The sequence below is a fragment of the Pseudomonas huaxiensis genome (assembly GCF_003231275.1).
Taxonomy (GTDB): Bacteria; Pseudomonadota; Gammaproteobacteria; order Pseudomonadales; family Pseudomonadaceae; genus Aquipseudomonas; species Aquipseudomonas huaxiensis.
On record NZ_QKVL01000009.1, the window covers coordinates 115,452 to 131,219 of the forward strand.

At 67.0% G+C, this 15,768-nt stretch carries 17 protein-coding genes; all 17 read right to left on the reverse strand.

The window, feature by feature from the left end:
• Window positions 1–10: 10 nt before the first annotated feature.
• The 17 genes from DM374_RS13050 to DM374_RS13130 all read right to left on the reverse strand — a co-directional run bounded on the left by DM374_RS13050 (window position 11) and on the right by DM374_RS13130 (window position 15,558).
• Window positions 11–358: a hydrogenase maturation nickel metallochaperone HypA/HybF gene (locus DM374_RS13050; protein WP_110970195.1), complete on the reverse strand. Its 348-nt coding sequence runs from the start codon at window positions 356–358 to the stop codon at window positions 11–13.
• Window positions 351–1,433, reverse strand: coding sequence for a HoxV (locus DM374_RS13055; RefSeq protein WP_177431553.1), 1,083 nt, complete (start codon window positions 1,431–1,433; stop codon window positions 351–353). The genes DM374_RS13050 and DM374_RS13055 overlap by 8 nt, the downstream gene beginning before the upstream one ends.
• Window positions 1,430–1,906, reverse strand: a complete 477-nt coding sequence (gene hybE, locus DM374_RS13060) for a [NiFe]-hydrogenase assembly chaperone HybE (protein ID WP_110970196.1) — start codon at window positions 1,904–1,906, stop codon at window positions 1,430–1,432. The genes DM374_RS13055 and hybE overlap by 4 nt, the downstream gene beginning before the upstream one ends.
• On the reverse strand, window positions 1,899–2,123 hold the full coding sequence (locus DM374_RS13065) for a rubredoxin (RefSeq protein WP_110970197.1): 225 nt from the start codon (window positions 2,121–2,123) through the stop codon (window positions 1,899–1,901). Before DM374_RS13065 ends, hybE begins: the two co-directional genes overlap by 8 nt.
• Entirely contained in the window at window positions 2,120–3,001 is an 882-nt protein-coding gene (locus tag DM374_RS13070) for a hydrogenase expression/formation protein (protein WP_225422493.1), read from the reverse strand. The genes DM374_RS13065 and DM374_RS13070 overlap by 4 nt, the downstream gene beginning before the upstream one ends.
• Window positions 2,998–3,480 (reverse strand): thioredoxin domain-containing protein, encoded by a 483-nt coding sequence (locus tag DM374_RS13075; protein ID WP_110970199.1) that lies wholly within the window; start codon window positions 3,478–3,480, stop codon window positions 2,998–3,000. The genes DM374_RS13070 and DM374_RS13075 overlap by 4 nt, the downstream gene beginning before the upstream one ends.
• A complete protein-coding gene (hypC, locus tag DM374_RS13080) occupies window positions 3,477–3,803 on the reverse strand; it encodes a HypC/HybG/HupF family hydrogenase formation chaperone (RefSeq protein WP_110970200.1) in 327 nt (108 codons plus the stop codon). The genes DM374_RS13075 and hypC overlap by 4 nt, the downstream gene beginning before the upstream one ends.
• A 1-nt stretch (window position 3,804) precedes the next feature.
• Entirely contained in the window at window positions 3,805–4,437 is a 633-nt protein-coding gene (locus DM374_RS13085; RefSeq protein WP_110970201.1) for a HyaD/HybD family hydrogenase maturation endopeptidase, read from the reverse strand.
• Window positions 4,434–5,117, reverse strand: coding sequence for a Ni/Fe-hydrogenase, b-type cytochrome subunit (gene cybH / locus DM374_RS13090; protein WP_110970202.1), 684 nt, complete (start codon window positions 5,115–5,117; stop codon window positions 4,434–4,436). Before cybH ends, DM374_RS13085 begins: the two co-directional genes overlap by 4 nt.
• 60 nt (window positions 5,118–5,177) lie before the next feature.
• Entirely contained in the window at window positions 5,178–7,034 is a 1,857-nt protein-coding gene (locus DM374_RS13095) for a nickel-dependent hydrogenase large subunit (protein ID WP_110970203.1), read from the reverse strand.
• A 24-nt stretch (window positions 7,035–7,058) separates the two neighbouring features.
• Complete coding sequence (locus tag DM374_RS13100; protein WP_110970204.1) at window positions 7,059–8,141, reverse strand: hydrogenase small subunit; 1,083 nt, start codon at window positions 8,139–8,141, stop codon at window positions 7,059–7,061.
• Window positions 8,142–8,362: 221 nt separating this feature from the next.
• On the reverse strand, window positions 8,363–9,391 hold the full coding sequence (locus DM374_RS13105; protein WP_110970205.1) for a HoxN/HupN/NixA family nickel/cobalt transporter: 1,029 nt from the start codon (window positions 9,389–9,391) through the stop codon (window positions 8,363–8,365).
• A gap of 426 nt (window positions 9,392–9,817) precedes the next feature.
• Window positions 9,818–11,152, reverse strand: a complete 1,335-nt coding sequence (locus DM374_RS13110) for a PAS domain-containing sensor histidine kinase (protein WP_110970206.1) — start codon at window positions 11,150–11,152, stop codon at window positions 9,818–9,820.
• Window positions 11,153–11,157: 5 nt separating this feature from the next.
• Complete coding sequence (gene nikR / locus DM374_RS13115) at window positions 11,158–11,607, reverse strand: nickel-responsive transcriptional regulator NikR (RefSeq protein WP_110970207.1); 450 nt, start codon at window positions 11,605–11,607, stop codon at window positions 11,158–11,160.
• Between the two features lie 13 nt (window positions 11,608–11,620).
• Window positions 11,621–13,078 (reverse strand): nickel-dependent hydrogenase large subunit, encoded by a 1,458-nt coding sequence (locus DM374_RS13120; RefSeq protein ID WP_110970208.1) that lies wholly within the window; start codon window positions 13,076–13,078, stop codon window positions 11,621–11,623.
• A gap of 12 nt (window positions 13,079–13,090) precedes the next feature.
• Window positions 13,091–14,095, reverse strand: coding sequence for an NADH-quinone oxidoreductase subunit B family protein (locus DM374_RS13125; protein ID WP_110970209.1), 1,005 nt, complete (start codon window positions 14,093–14,095; stop codon window positions 13,091–13,093).
• Entirely contained in the window at window positions 14,092–15,558 is a 1,467-nt protein-coding gene (locus tag DM374_RS13130; RefSeq protein ID WP_175650827.1) for a sigma-54-dependent transcriptional regulator, read from the reverse strand. The genes DM374_RS13125 and DM374_RS13130 overlap by 4 nt, the downstream gene beginning before the upstream one ends.
• Window positions 15,559–15,768 lie beyond the last annotated feature (210 nt).

The following is a 15,768-nucleotide window of genomic DNA, read 5'->3' on the forward strand; positions in this document are numbered from 1 at the left end:
TGTTGCGGGTTCAGTGATCCTCGACCTGCAGGTCGAGGATGCGCAGTTCGGTACCGCCGTTGGCTTGCAGCCAGAAGCCGCCGCATTCGGGGCAGGGCGCGCCGCGCTGGATCAGCGGCACGTTGCAGGCGCAGTCCAGGCACCAGGCCTGGCCGTCGGGTTGTTCGATCTCGATATGGGCGCCGGCGAGCAGGCTGCCGGGAGCGAGGGCTTCGAGGGCGAAACGCAGCGCCTCGACTTCCACGCCCGCCAACTTGCCCGCCTCCAGGCGCAGGCGGCTGACCCGTACGAACGGGTCCTTGCGCGCGGCGTCTTCCACGGCGGCGAGAATGCCGCCGGCCAGACTCACTTCATGCATAGCGCGGCGCTCCTGAATCGTTCGCCGGGTGATCGGGTTGCCGAGTGGCGGGACTCTCCAACTGGTAAGCCAGACAGGGGTCGAATACCGCCAGCAGCAGTTCGGCCTGGCGCTGCGCGTTGCCGTCGTCGGGCAGTGCTTCCAGGGCGCGGGCCAGTGTGCCGCGAGGATGCAGATTCCATTCGGTGGGCGCCAGTACCTGGTAGTCGTATATACGCTGGTCTTCGGCCGTGAGGTCGAGGTCCACGCGGTGCAGCAGCAGGCCGCGGGCGGTTTCGCTCCAGGCCAGGGCCTGACCGTCGCCGAGCGTGATCGCCCCGAGTGCCAGCGCGCGCGGTTGCGCCTGGCTCAGTTCGACCAGGTCCGCCAGCCGTGCTCCGAGGCGCAGCCAGGCGCTGTCGTAACGCTGCGCGCCGGTATCGCCCGCGCGGCTCCAGGCGCCGGTTTCACGCGGCGCGCCGGTGAGTTCCGGTGTGCTGAGGAAATCCTCCCGCTCGGCCAGACTGGCACCGATGGCGAGCAGGCTGGCGCGGTCGTTCGGCAGCGCGTCGAGCGGCAGCAGCAGCGCCTCGGCGCGCTCACGACAGCCGTGCAGCAAGCGGGCCACGGCGTGCCGACCACGGGCGCTCCAGTCCAGCAGCGCCTGGCGCGGGTCGGCGTGCCAGTGCTGCAACCAATCAGCGGCCGAGCCTTCGAACCAGGCGTCGATCTGCATGTCCAGCCCGGGCGGTGACATCGACGTGTCCCGCGCGACATCAGCCAGCAGACGCGGCCAGTCGAGCAGGATGTGCCGCAGGTGTTCGCGGCGGTTTTCGCCCTGGAGGATCCGCCGCGCCTCGCCGCTGGGCTCGACATCGCCCTCGACGGCGGCGCGCAGCGCCAGTTCGGCGGTCAGCCGGTGGGCCTGGCCGCACAGGCTGTAGAGCAGCGGCAGACGCTGCACTGCCGCCTGTGCCGGTTGCCCGCGCAGCAGGCGCCCGGCCAGCGGCGGACGGCCGCCGATCAGCGCCGGGCGCTGCCCCGGGCGGACCCGCAACGAGCCGGCCAGACGCGCCAGCGGATCGTCGGCGGTCATGACCGCTCTCCCCGCAGGCGGCCGAACAGCAGGCCACGGCGGCTCGGGTTGGCTGGCGCCTCCACGGGCGGGCGGCGTAGCAAGGACAGCACGTGCACGGCAGTCTCGCGGGCGCCGTTGGCATCGGCGAAGTCGAACATCGGCGAGAACAGCGAACAGCTCTGGTACGCGCCGAACACCTCGTCGTGGACGCTGATGAAGTCCATCCGCTCGTCACCGATCAGGTACTCGCGCACCTCGCCCTCACCGGGCACCTCTGTGCCGTCCGGCAGCCAGATCAGGTTCATGCACCACGGCGTGATCAGGATGCCAAGCAGCCCGGGGCTGGCCTGCGGACCGATGTGTTGCCAGGCGAAACCGACGACTTCGACGCCCAGCGCCGGGTGCAGCAACGGCAGGCCGCGCATGCGGGTGTCGGCGATATCGCGAAAACGTCGGGCGAGCGCTTCGGGCCTCGGGTTCGGCTCAGTCATCGAGCACCATGAACTGTTCGGCATCGCCGTCGCAATTGGGGCAGCGCCAGTGGTCGGGCAGGCGCGAGAACGGCGTGCCCGCAGCAATCTGCCAGACCGGATCACCCTGCGCCGGATCATAGATCCACCAGCAGATCTTGCATTCCAGGCGGGTGGCGTCGGCCAGCCGGCTGCGGTCGCCGAGGTAGCTGCCTTCGAAACCGGAAAAGTCGCTCATGTCCCGACCTCGGCGCATTCGTCTTCGAACCACTGGATGATGTCGGCGAACCGCTCCAGCGAGTCGGTCAGGTCTTCGGGGGCGGCGAGCACCACTTCCGGCAGGTCGGTGACTTCGATGGTGTCGAGGATCAGCGCGTCCTGGGAGTTGAAGTAGCGTACCCGCCAGCAGTTCGGTACGCGGGTGTTGCTGATGCGGCAGTTGCCATAACCGCGGGCCAGCACCAGTACCGCGCCTTCGCCGAGGCAGGCATCGAGGAAGGGCATGTCCTGCTCGGACAGCGGCAGCAAGCTGAGGTTGATCACATGGGCGCTGCTGCCGGGCTGCCAGTTGCCGGTGCGATCCTGCAGTTCGGTGAGGATTGCCGGCGCGTTCATTACCCCGGCGGGCAACGGCAGGGTCGGGGTCAGGGCGTCGGCGGCGGCGTCGATGCGTGCCGCGTGGCTCAGCAGCGACGGGGCCGGCGCCACTTCGATATGGTCGCGGCCCACGCCGAATACCCGCCAGACCCCGGCGAAGATCGATTCCTGAATGCGCACGCCGGCGGCGCCGCCGATCCGTGCGCTGACTTCACCTTCGCCTAGCAACTGGTCGAGCAGGCGCCGGTCGTTTTCGCTGTAGGCGCGCAGGTCGAGCAGCGGCGGTGTGTCGCCGGTGCAGCGGGCGTGCAGCCGCGCGAGGATTTCGCCGAGGGCCTGGCGGGCGCCGGGCGCGGCGTCCAGCGCTTCGGGTTCGGGCAACTGCGGCAGGCTGTGGGTGTGCATGCCTTGCGGCATGCTGATGTATTCCAGGGTGGCGTCGTCCTCGGGCTGCGACCCGGGGCCGATGTCCAGCAGCGGAATGTAGTGCAGCGGGTCCATGATCTGGGCTCCGTTCACTGGCAACCTCCGGGGGCGGGGTGGATGTTTTCGCTGCGCACCGGGATCAGCGCGTTGCTCTGCTGCAGGGCGCTTTCGGCCATGCGCAGGTACACGTCCCAGTCGCGCATGCCGTCGATCTGGGTCACATAGCCGCCGTCGCGCAGCCAGATGATGCTGGGCCAGCGGCGCAGGGCGAAGCGTTCGGCCAGGGCCTCTTCATCGGCGCGGCGGCCGACGCCCAGGCGCAGGTGGCAGCCGTGGCGGTCGGTCAGGGTCTTGCACAGCTCCGGCAGGATCACCGCCACGTCCAGGCATTCCGGGTGACGCACCGGATCGCCGCAGAGCAGCAGCAAGGCGTCGCCGGGTTGCGCCAGCCAGGCGTCGACGCTGTCGAGGTCGATCCAGTCGGCGGCGAACTGCTCGACCAGGCGGTTGATCAGCGGCGGAATCTCAGGGGTAACGGGCAGGGGGGCCAGGAAGGCGGCAGATTCGCTCATAAGGGTTCCTTGGAAGTGGGCTGGCCGAGCAGGCGGGCCAGGTCTTCGGCGCTCATGGCCGAGGGCAGGGCGAACGCTGCGTCCGCGCCCACGGGTTCACCGAGCAGCGCGGCATCGAGCAGCGCCAGGGTGGCGTCGATCTCGGCGGCGCGCTCGGCGCTCAGGCGCTCGCGCGCGGCGTCGATGAACACCAGCAGCCACTCGCCGGGCACACACTCGCCGACCAGCGCGGTGTCGATCCAGCGCTGGCGGGCGTGGCGGTCGACGCACAGCGCCGCGCCGGGTCGCGTGCCGAGCACGTGCATGGGCAGGCCGATGCACATCTCAGCTACGCCGCGCGAGGATGCGTTCGTCGCCGACGCGGCAGGCGTCCTGCTCGGTGGGGCGCTCGTTTTCGTAACGTTGCAACTCCAGGTGCTGCAGGGTCACCGCCTCGTCGTCGGGCAGGGCGCTGGTGCGCGGGCGCGGTTCGCCGCCCCAGTCGGCCAGCACGTCCACGGCGGCGTCGATGACCTGTTCCAGCGCGGCCTTGACGCATGGCCGCAGGCTCCCGCCGTAGTCGTCCATGCGCTCCGGCTGGCAGCCCATCAGCAGTACCCGCTGTGGGTAATGGCCGGTGAGCTGGGCGAGGATCAGCACTTCCTGGAAACCGGTCTGGTGCAGGCTGAGCTTCTTCACGCCGAGAAAGCGCGGTACCTCGTCGTCGGCGACGAACTTGAGGGTGCCCGGCGCGAGGCTGTAGTCCACCGCGTCGAAGATCAGCAGGTAATCGGCCTGCTGCACGTGCTGGATCAGGTACAGGCCCAGGGTGCCGCCGTCGATCAGGGTGACGTTGTCGGCAAATTCGTAGCGTTGTTGCAGGGCTTCGACGCAGCGCACGCCGAAGCCTTCGTCGGCCCACAGCAGGTTGCCGATGCCGAGCACGGTGATGCGCGGAGCGGAGGTGGATGTGCTCATTTCTTGAAGCTCTTGTAGCCCGAGACGATGCCGCCGATCAGGTGCAGGCGGCCGCAGATTTCTTCACGCACGGCGGCATACACGTGCAGCAGGATGAACAGAATCATCAGCCACATGCCGAGTCGGTGGAGGACGTGGACATTGTTCGACTGGCCCAGCAGCGGCAGCGCCCAGCCGAACAGTTGCTCCTGCCACGAGCCCATCTGCGCTCCTTCGCCGTACAGGGCAAAGCCGGTCACCAGCATGAACAGCGAGGTCAGCAGGAAGACGAAGACCATGGCGAACCGCGACAGCGGGTTGTGACCGAAGATCGGCGCCGGCATCGGGCCGATGAACAGGTAATAGCGCAGCCAGCAGGCGAAATCGCGCCAGTAGGCTTTGCGTGTGAGCGGCACCCAGAACAGCTCGCGGGCATGGTGGTTGCCCACCAGCGCCCAGTAGGCGCGGCCGAGGATGCCGATGGCGAACAGGTAGGCTGCGGCGAAATGGGCGAAGCGGATGTAGCCCATCAGGAAACTGGCGCTGGCCTCACCCGGCTGGGTCGGCGGTGGCAGGCCGATGAAGTAACCGGTCACCGACAGCACGACGATGCAGGCGGCGTTGATCCAGTGCCACAGGCGCACGGGCGCTTCGTAGACGTATTCGCTGTGCCCGCTTTCGGGGGCGTGGGGTTCGGACATGTCGTCACCTCGAATTGCGCCGGGCGCGCGTTGGCGCCCGGCGACTGGCTGCGGGCGGGTTCAACGCACGGTGACCGTGCTCAACTCGACGCCATCCTCGCTCATCACGTGGGTGGCGCAGGCCATGCAGGGGTCGAAGGAGTGCAGCGTGCGGAGGATTTCCACCGGCTGGTCGGCGACCGCGACCGGCGTGTTCATCAGCGCCGCTTCGAAGGCGCCGATCTGGCCCTTGCTGTCACGCGGGCTGCCGTTCCAGGTGCTCGGCACCACGCACTGATAGTTCTCGATGCGACCGTCCTTGATGCGGATCCAGTGCCCCAGCGCACCACGCGGGGCGGCGACGCTGCCGACGCCCTTGGCTTCGGCGGGCCAGGTTTTCGGGTCCCATTTTTCGACGTTGGCGGTGGCGCGGTCGCCGTTGCGGATGTTGAGCATCAGCTCGTTCCAGTCATCGACCATCATCTCCGCGCAGTATTCGGCTTCGAGGGCGCGGGTCAGGGTGCGGCCGATGGTGCTCGGCAGCAGTTGCTTGGCGCTGTAGTCGGTGCTCGCAAGGCCCAGGGCCTTGGGCAGGTCGTGGTTGACCGCACGCAGTGAACTTTCCAGTTGCTCTTTGACCCGCTGGCAATGCGGGTTGCCTTGCTGCGCATGGGCGTAGCCGAGGATGTAGCGGGCCAGCGGCCCGACTTCCATGGCGTGACCACGCCAGCGCGGCGATTTGACCCACGAATATTTGGCACTTTCATCGACTTCCTCGATGGCGGTGCGGGTGCCCTTGGTTTTCGCGCCCAGCTCGTAGTGGGGATCGGTGATGCCGTCCCAGGGGTGCAGGCCCTTGTCGTTGTCCGGGTACTGGTACCAGGAGTGGGTGACGAATTCCTGCACCTGTTCCGGGTCGCGCACATCCACCGGCAGGATCTCGTCCCAGTTGCCATTGAGGATGGCGCCGCCGGGCAACTGGTTGGTGCTGTCGTCGTAATTGACCTTGGCGTAGGTGCCGTAGTCCATGACGTTGGTCGCCGCCAGGCCGCCACCGTGCAGCCAGCCTTTCTGCTTGTACAGGGTGCCGATGGCCAGCACGTCGGGCACGTAGACGTTGCGGCAGAACTCCAGCGCCTCGTCGATCCGCGCCCGCACGAAGTTCAGTCGCTCCATGTTCAGTGGTGCGCCGGCGGCGAGGTCGCCGTCGATGTTGATCGCGCAGGGCACGCCGCCGACCAGGTAGTTGGGGTGCGGGTTCTTGCCGCCGAAGATGGTGTGGATCTTCACCCACTCTTTTTGCAGGTCGAGGGCTTCAAGGTAATGGGTGACCGCCATCAGGTTGGCTTCAGGCGGCAACTGGTAGGCCGGGTTGCCCCAGTAGCCGTTCATGAACGGGCCGAGCTGACCGCTTTCGACAAACTTCTTCAGGCGGTTCTGCACATCGCGGAAGTAGCCCGGCGAGGATTTCGGGTGCGCTGGCGAGACCATCTGTTGCAGTGCCGAGGTGGCCTTGGGGTCGGCTTTCAGCGCCGAGATCACATCGACCCAGTCCAGCGCGTGCAGGTGGTAGAAGTGCACTGCGTGGTCGTGGACCTGCAGGGTCTTGGCCATCATTTCGCGGATCAGGTGGGCGTTGGGCGGGATGCGGATATCCAGCGCGTCTTCGACCGCGCGCACCGAGGCCAGGGCGTGACAGCCGGTGCAGACGCCGCAGATACGCTCGACAAAGGCCCACGCATCACGTGGGTCGCGGCCCTTGAGGATGACTTCCAGGCCGCGCCACATGGTGCCGGTGGACACGGCGTTGCGGATCACGTTGTTGGCGTCGAGGTTGACCTCGACGCGCATGTGGCCCTCGATGCGGGTCACCGGGTCGACAACGATGCGCCGGCCGGTGTTGTCCAGGTCGAAGCCCTGGGTGGAGTAATTGCTCATGGATCAGGTTTTCCCGTACGTCATTCAGGCTTCGTGGTTGGCGTGCGCCTTGCCATTGCTGGCGCGCTTGATGGCGGTGACCGCAGCGTGGGCGGTGATGGCCGCACCGACGGTGCCGGCGGCGGCCAGGCCGATCTGGTCGGCGTTGGCTTCGACGCCGAAGGCGTTGACGTCGCTCAGGTGCTGGTAGAACGAGCCCTTGTCCCAGAAGCCTTCCTCGGAACAGCCGATGCAGCCGTGGCCGGACTGGATCGGGAAACTCGTGCCGCCGTTCCAGCGCACGGTGGAACAGGCGTTGTAGGTGGTCGGGCCTTTGCAGCCGACCTTGTACAGGCAGTAACCCTTGCGCGCCGAGTCGTCGTCCCAGGCCTCGACAAACTGGCCGGCGTCGAAGTGCGGCCGGCGGTAGCACTTGTCGTGGATGCGCTGGCTGTAGAACATTTTCGGCCGGCCCTGGCGGTCCAGCTCGGGGATGCGGTCGAAGGTCAGCATGTAGGTGATGACCCCCGTCATTACCTCGGCGATCGGCGGGCAGCCGGGCACCTTGATGATCGGCTTGTCGGTGATCACCTTGTGGATCGGCACCGCCTGGGTCGGGTTCGGCTTGGCCGCCTGAACGCAACCCCAACTGGCGCAGGAGCCCCAGGAGATGATCGCCTTGGCATCGCGGGACACGCGCTTGAGCTGCTCGATGAACGGCTTGCCACCGATGATGCAGCTCATGCCGTCCTGGTTCAGCGGCGGGTTGCCTTCCACGGCGAGGATGTAGTTGCCCTTGTACTTGGCCATCACCTCTTCGAGGATCGCTTCGGCCTGGTGCCCGGCCGCGGCCATCAGGGTGTCGTCGTAGTCCAGCGAGATCATCGACAGCACCACATCCTTGGCCAGCGGGTGCGCGGAGCGGATGAAGGACTCGGAGCAACAGGTGCATTCCAGGCCATGCAGCCACAGCACCGGGGTGCGCGGCTTGTTTTCCATGGCCCAGGCGATCTGCGGCATGAAGGCCGGGCCCAGGCCCAGCGAGGTGGCGGTCAGCGAGCAGAACTTGACGAAGCTGCGCCGCGAGATGCCCTGCCGGCGCATCACTTCATAAAAGGTTTCGGTCAATTGGTTTTCCTCGGCCAGGCTGTCTTTTTCTTTCGAGTGGCCAAGGGCTTATTTCAAGAGCTGTGCCATTACGTCGCAGGCGGCTTTTCGACCTTGGTCTAGACTGGCTGACCCCTGAATTGCGGGGTTTCGCCCCGATCCGCTGCAAGGGCGGACGGTCGGGGCGCAGGCGAAGTGGAAAGGCAGTGATCAGTTTGTTGGCGACAGTGGAAGGTTCGTGATCAGGCCGGATTCAGGTCCAGGCGGTCATAACCCTTGTAGCGATAGAACGCCCAGGACAGCGCCCAGGTGGCGATGAACAGGCCGACGATCAGGTAGCCGAGCAGGCCGAAGTTTTCGTTCACCTGGGCGATGAAGTCCCATGCCGCGCCTTGCAGTTCGAATTGTTCGGCGATCAGGTGGAGGGCTTCCATGCTGCCGATCAGCAGCGCCACCAGCACCGATGCCGAGGTGATGGTCAGGTTGTAATAGAGCTTGCGCGCCGGGCGCACTTCGGCCCAGCGATAGGCGCCGGTCATCAGCACGCTGTCGGCGCTGTCGACCAGCGCCATGCCGGCGGTGAACAGTGCCGGGAACACCATGATCGACAGCACCGGCAGGTTCTGCACCGCCTGGCTGGCGGCGATGCCGAGCAGGCCGATTTCGGTGGCGGTGTCGAAGCCCAGGCCAAACAGGAAGCCCAGCGGGTAGAGGTGCCAACTGCGACGTACCAGGCGGAACAGTGGCCGTGCCAGCCGCGCGATCAGCCCACCGCCGGCCAGCATCCTGTGCAGTTCGGCCTCACCGATGCGTTCGCCCTGACGGACGCGGCGGAAGGCGCCGTATACCGAGCGCAGGATCACCAGGTTGATCAACGCCACCAGCAACAGGAACCCGGCCGAAACCGAGGTACCTATCACCGCGCCGACGCCGTGGAAGGCTTCCAGTTCGTCCTGCAGGCTGGCGGCGCTGAAGGCGATCAGTGCCGAGGCGATGATCACCACGCTGCTGTGGCCGAGGGAGAAAAACAGACCGACGCTGGCGGTGGGCTGGCCTTCCTGGATCAGCTTGCGGGTGGCGTTGTCGATGGCCGCGATATGGTCGGCGTCCACCGCGTGGCGCAGGCCGAAGCTGTAGGCCAGCACCGCAGTGCCGAGCAGCAGCGGGTAATCGTGGAAGGCAACCAGGGCCCAGAACCAGGCCAGCAGATTGACCGTGATCAGGCCGGCGAAGAGGGTGGTGACGGGGGACAGGAAGGCACGGTTGGGCATTTTAGGTCCGGTTGTATGAAGAATTTCAAAGTCTTCATACAAGGGGTGTGCCAATGTTGGGTCGGGCAGGGGATGCGGTCATGGCCACCGAGGGCATGGCGGGGGATTTTAAGTGTCCTTTAGATCGAGCGCCGCCCGCGCGGCGCATCGCGAGCAAGCTCGCTCATTGGTTGCAACGCGCCATGGCCTGTGAGAGTTGGGTTGCCAGCCCTCGGCGTTCGGCGATAAATCGCGGGGAGGCTATTGAGATCGACTCGATACCGCGTCGTGTAAACAAGGCGGTCAACCATGGCCTGACAGACTTAGGCACGTTGCAACCAAGGAGCGAGCTTGCTCGCGATGCGCCGCGCGGGCGGCGCTCGATCTTGAGAACGCTGGAAAAATCCCGACATGCGCCTGGTGGTAACCCCATTTGCACCCACCCCCTCAAACCGGAAACCCCGCAACCACCGCCGGCAACCGCAACCGGAACACCGCGCCCCCCTGCGGATGATTCCCCGCCTCCAGCGTCCCGCCCGCGCGCTCGATGATGCCGTAGCTGATCGACAACCCCAGCCCCGTGCCCTGGCCCACCGGTTTGGTGGTGAAGAAGGGCTCGAACACCTGGCTCAAATGCTCGGGCGCAATGCCGGCGCCGTTGTCGCGCAAGGTCAGGTTGGCCCAGCCGGGTTCGTGGCTGAGTTCGATCCACAGTTGCGGCGGTGCGCTGGCGGCGCTGCGGGCGGCGTCGTAGGCGTTTTGCATCAGGTTCATCAGCACTTGCAGTAGTTGTCCGCTGTTGCCATGAACCGTGATGTCGTCGCCCGGCTGCCAGTGCATGAGCAGGTCCGGCGCGGTGCCGCGGGTGATCCAGTGGATGGCTCGTTCGATAACGTCGTTCAGCGACATCTCGCCGGACTGTCCGCGATCCATCGCGGAAAACCGCTTCAGCGCGCTGACGATATCGGCGGTGCGCTGGGCACCCTCCAGGGTGCCGTCGATCAGCGAGGGCAGGTCGGCCAGCAGCGGGTCGATGCGCAGTTGCCGGCGCAGGGCCTCGCGTTCATCACCTATCACGCCGTCGTGCACGGCACCGAGGTAGTCCTGCAGGCGTTTGCCGTAACCACCGAGCACATGGGCGTTGGCCAGGACGAAGCTGATCGGGTTGTTCAGTTCGTGGGCGACCCCCGCCACCAGACGACCGAGGGCGGCCATTTTCTCGGCGTGCAGCAGTTGCTGTTGGGTGCGCTTGAGTGCTTCGTGGGCTTCGTGCAATTGCCGGTAGGCGTGCTTCAGTTCGCCCAGCGGCCGGCCCACCAACACATGCCCGAGGCAGCGCCCGTGAGGCCCGCTGCGCACGGTGCAACTGAGCTCCACTGGCAACAGCGCGCCTTGCGCGTCGCGAAAATTCACTTCGAGGTTGGCGCAGGCGTTGGCCTGGCGCAGGCCGCCGAGCACCTTGCGCAGGTGCTCGCTGCTGTCGTCGTCGCCGAGCAGCGCATAGACCGGGCTGCCCAGCAGTTGCTGTTCATCGCCGCCGACCAGTTCGCGCAGCGAGGTGTTGGACTGCTCGATCAGACCCTGGGTATCGCAGGCCAGGAGAATGTCGGACATGGCCCCGAGCAGGCCGGTAATGAACTGCTGCGACTGTTCCAGCTCGGCGTTTTTCTGCTCCAGGGCGATCTCGTCCTGGACCAGTTGCGAGTACACCTCGTCCATTTTGCCGATGACTTCGAGCCAGGCGTCTTCGTCGATGGGCGGCGGTGGTGGTTTGCGGGCCATGACCTTCAGCTCGTGGGGTGCAGGTGCGCGTGGGCGTGATCGCCAGCGCTCGCCGCCACGGGAATCAGGTTGAGCTGGCCATGGCGCACGCCGCGCTCGGCATTCAGCCGTTCGGCGAAGGCCCGCACCCGTTGCACCGGGCCGCGAAGCATCAGGCTTTCCAGGCAGTGGTCGTGGTCCAGGTGGACGTGCTGGCTGGCGATGGTCAGGTCATGGTGGTCGTGTTGCAGGGTCATCACCCGTTCGGCGAGGGTACGCGCGTGGTGGTCGTAGACGAAACTGAGGTTGGCCACGCACTGTAGCGACTCGGCTTCCTTGTGCAGGCGCTGTTCCTCGATATGCCGGCGCAGGATGTCGCGCAGGGCTTCGGAACGGTTGTCGTAGCCCTGGGCGCGGATCAGTTGGTCGAGCGCTTCGGCGAGGCCGTCGTCGAGGGAGATGGTCAGGCGTTGCATGGGGTTCTCCGGGTCAATGCACAGTACAGACCATGCAGGGGTCGAACGAGCGCACGATGTGTTGCACCGCGACCGGGGTCTTTTCGCCGGGCCGTACCGGGGCACCTTCCAGCGCGCGCTCCAGGGCGCCGGGGCGACCTTCGGCATCGCGCGGGGAAAAGTTCCAGGTGGTCGGCGCGATGATCTGGTAACTGGCGATGCGACCCTGTTCGACCCGCAGCCAGTGGCCCAACGCGCCGCGCGCGGCTTCGGTGAGGCCGACCGCGCTGCCGCTGTCGGGTAACTCGCAGGCCGTGTAATAGGGCTCGCCGGGGCGCAGCGCCAGCAACCAGCTTTCCATCATGGGCACGACCCGTGCCAGTTCCACCAGGCGCGCCAGCAGACGTGTGTAGACGCTGGCACCGCACCGCGAGGCGGCGTCGCGCAGCAAGGGCTGGCCGCTGATCAACTGGCGCGCCAGGGCACCGGTCTCCAGCACTTCGCCGGCCAGGCGCGGGGCCTTGTTCCAGGTGTAGGCGGCGGGCTTGTCCATGGTCGGTTCGGTCACGCCCTGGGCCGGGTGCAGCGGGCCACCGCGGTCGTCGAGCCAGGCGTGGCTGGCGTCCTCGCGGATGCCATCCAGGTGCAGCGGCCGCAATTGGCCGAGGCGGGCGTCCCACAGGCCGCGGTCGAAGGCGAACGAGCCGTTGGCCTGCGGATACGCGCCGTAAGACAGGTACAAGCCGGGGCCCTGGCCCAGGTGTTCCAGCCCGCTGTCGAGCACGATACGCAGGAAATGTCGCAGGTCGCCGCGCTCCGGCGCTTCGGCGTACCAAGCCCACAGTTGCGCTTCGCTGGTGAGTCCGGCGATGTGCTCCAGCGGTGCAGCAAACAGCTCGTTCTCGAGGAACTGACGAAACTCGCGGACCCGCGTCAGCAGGCGCAGGCGTTCGGCCGGGTCGATGGCGCGGGTCGAGCCGCCGGGGTGCACGGAGCCTGTGTGCGGCCACTTGCCGCCGAGGGTGCCGATCAGGTCCAGCCAGCGCTTGCGCGCCGCCAGTGCCAGGCGCTGCTGGCTACCGCTGTGCGGGGTGAAACGGGCGACGGCGTCGGTGTACCAGGGTCGCTCGGCGTACAGCGGGCGGACAAAGTCGGGCATGAAAAACAGGTAGAAGTGGCTGAGGTGGTCGGCGAGGTTTTCCGTTGCCGCCATCAGGTTGATCGCGATCAGGCCGTTGCCCGGCGGTTCGATCCCGGCCAGGCCGGCGAGGGCGCGGGCGGCGGCCACTGATTGCGACACCGAGCAGATGCCGCACACCCGGGGCGCGTAGACCAGCGCATCGAGGGGCGCGTGGTCGCGCAGGATCTGTTCGAAGCCACGGAACATGGTGGCGTTGACCTGCGCCGAGCGCACCTGGCCGTCCTCGATGTCCAACTGGACTTCGAGGTCGCCTTCGACACGGTTGAACGGGCCGACCAATAAGCGGGTCATTGTGCTAACTCCCTAGCGCCGGGTGGGGCGGATGGCCGGCGCGATCAGCGCATGGTCGGCGGTGGCGTTCTGCCGGACGCGGTCCGGGGTGGCCGACTTGGACAGTGCGGCGAGGGCGACGAACCAGGCCTTGGGCATGTCGGTGGGCAGGCCGATGGGAATACCGGCGCGCTTGGGCGTGAGGTGGAAGGCGTGGCCCGGCTCCTCGAAGCCTGGCGCCGTGCAGTTGATGCAGGCGTAGCCGCCGCGGGTGCACGAGCCTTCGCCGTTCCACAGGCGGTTGTTGCAGTCGCCGTGGGCCTGGGTGCCTTTGCAGCCGAGGTTTTCCATCATGCAGCCGAGGTCCGAGGGCTTCACCGCGCTGGCTTTGTATTCGTAGAACTCGTTGCGCGTGCAGCCGTGGTGGACCAGTTGGTCGGCGTAGAAGCGCGGGCGACCGAGGGCATCCAGGTCGCTGCCGGCGAACAATCCCGCGGCCAGCGCCATCAGTGTGTCGGTGACCCAGCCCGGGTGAGTCGGGCAGCCAGCGACGTTGATTACCGGCAGGCCTTTGCGTGAGCGGTAGTCGGCGCCCAGCAGGCCGCCGCAGCGTTCGCCGTCGTATTGCAGGCCGCAGGCGTCGGTGGGGTTGTGGCCGGCCGCGGTGATGCCGCCATAGGCGGCGCAGGTGCCGATGCCGAGGGTGTAGTCGGCGACTGCGGCGAGGCGGCTGACCCAGTCGATCATCGCCACCCCGGTGCCGGCCAGCAGGTGGAAACGCCCGGTACCGTTGGGGCCGCGCAGCAGCGAACCTTCGATGCACAGCGCGTCGAGGTGGGTGCGGCCGGCGAGGCAGTCATCAAGGATCGCCAGCACTTCGTCACCGCTTTCCAGCGACAGCGACGGGTGCCACAGCAGTTCGATCCCGGCGCTGCGCCAGAGGCCGGCGAAGTCCTGGGTGTCGGCGCACAGCAGCGACATGTTGCAGCCGCCGCAGCCGCCGGATTGCAGCCAGAGCACGCGGAACGGGGCACTCATGGCGTTTCCTCCAGGCCGAAGCGGCGCAGTTTCTGGCGCAGGCCGACCCGCGACAGGCCCAACTCGCGGGCGGCGTGGGTCTTGTTCCAGCGGTGGCGCAGCAGGGCTTCTTTCAGCAGCGTCGCCTCGATGGCGTCGAGCTGCTCCTGCAGGGTGCCAGCCGGGCGACCGTCGACGGCAAGGCCGGGCAGCGCGCCACCGGCTTGTCCTTGCAGCACTTTCCAGGAGAACGCCCGGGCGCTGACTTCGGTGCTGTCGGACAGCGCAGCAGCGCGGTAAACCTCGTTGCGCAGTTCGCGGATATTGCCCGGCCAGGGGTAGCCGAGCAGGCTGCCGAGGGCGTCGCCGGCAAATTGCAGGCCGGGCAGGTCGAGTTCCTTGCTGGCGTCGGCGAGCAGTTTGCTGGCGATCGGGATCAGGTCGCCGCTGCGCTCGCGCAACGGCGGCAAGGCCAGCGATACCCCGGCCAGGCGGTAATAAAGGTCGCTGCGAAAACGCCCGGCCTGCACGTCCGCTTCAAGGTCGCGGTGGGTGGCGGCGATGATTCGCACGTCCACGCGCACTGCCGTGGTGGCGCCGACCGGGCGCAGTTCGCCTTCTTGCAGCACCCGCAGCAGCTTGACCTGGAAGGCCGGCGAGGTGTCGCCGATCTCGTCGAGGAACAGCGTGCCGCCGTGGGCGCGCTGGATCAGGCCGATGTGGTCCTGATGGGCGCCGGTAAAAGCGCCGCGCTTGTGCCCGAACAACTCGGATTCCAGCAGCGAATCCGGCAGCGCCGCACAGTTTTCGATGATGAAGGCGTTGCTGGCCCGCGGGCTGGCGTAGTGGATGGCGCGGGCCAGCAACTCTTTGCCGGTGCCGGATTCGCCCAGCAGCAACACCGACAGGTCGAAGCGCGCCACCCGCGCCGCCAGCTCGCAGAGCGCGTCCAGCGGGCTGCCGGGGGCGCGCACGATACGGGCGAAGTCGAATGCGTCACGGACCTTGTCCAGCGCCTGCTGGTTGCGCCGGCGTAGCACCGGGGTCGCGGCGCGCAGCTCGACGTCGAGGCGCTGCATGTGGTTGTGCAGGGCGCGGCTCTCCACGGCGTTGCGCACCGTGTTGAGCAGGTGCTCGGGGAGCCAGGGCTTGAGCAGGTACTGGTAGATCCCGGCTTCGTTGACCCCGGCGATGATGTCTTCGGAGTCGGTGTAGCCGGACAGCACGATGCGCACGACCTCGGGCCAGCGCTCGCGGCTTTCCTTGAGAAACTCGATGCCCTGCATGCCCGGCATGCGCTGGTCGCAGAGGATCACCGCCACCGGGTGGCGTTCGAGCAGCTCGCGGGCCTGCTCGGCCGAATCGGCGAGCAGCACGTCGAACTCGTCGGCGAGCACCCGCGACAGGGATTCGCGGGAACGCAGTTCGTCGTCGATGACCAGGATGGTCCGGACGGTGGAATCAATGCTTTCGTGAGAGGACATGGAAGCCGTTTTCGAGAGTCACAAGGCCGGGGCGGGCTGAGGGCGAATGATGACATTCGCCGCGAGGTGTAGGAAGAGACCACTACTAACTGACGAATCTTGCAGTGCTTGAGGGGCGTCACGCTGCCGAGCTTTTTCATTGCGCCCGAGCATATTTTTACTATTTTTCCTCGCCCCGAGACTGGCGCACCATCCGCCGAAACCATAACA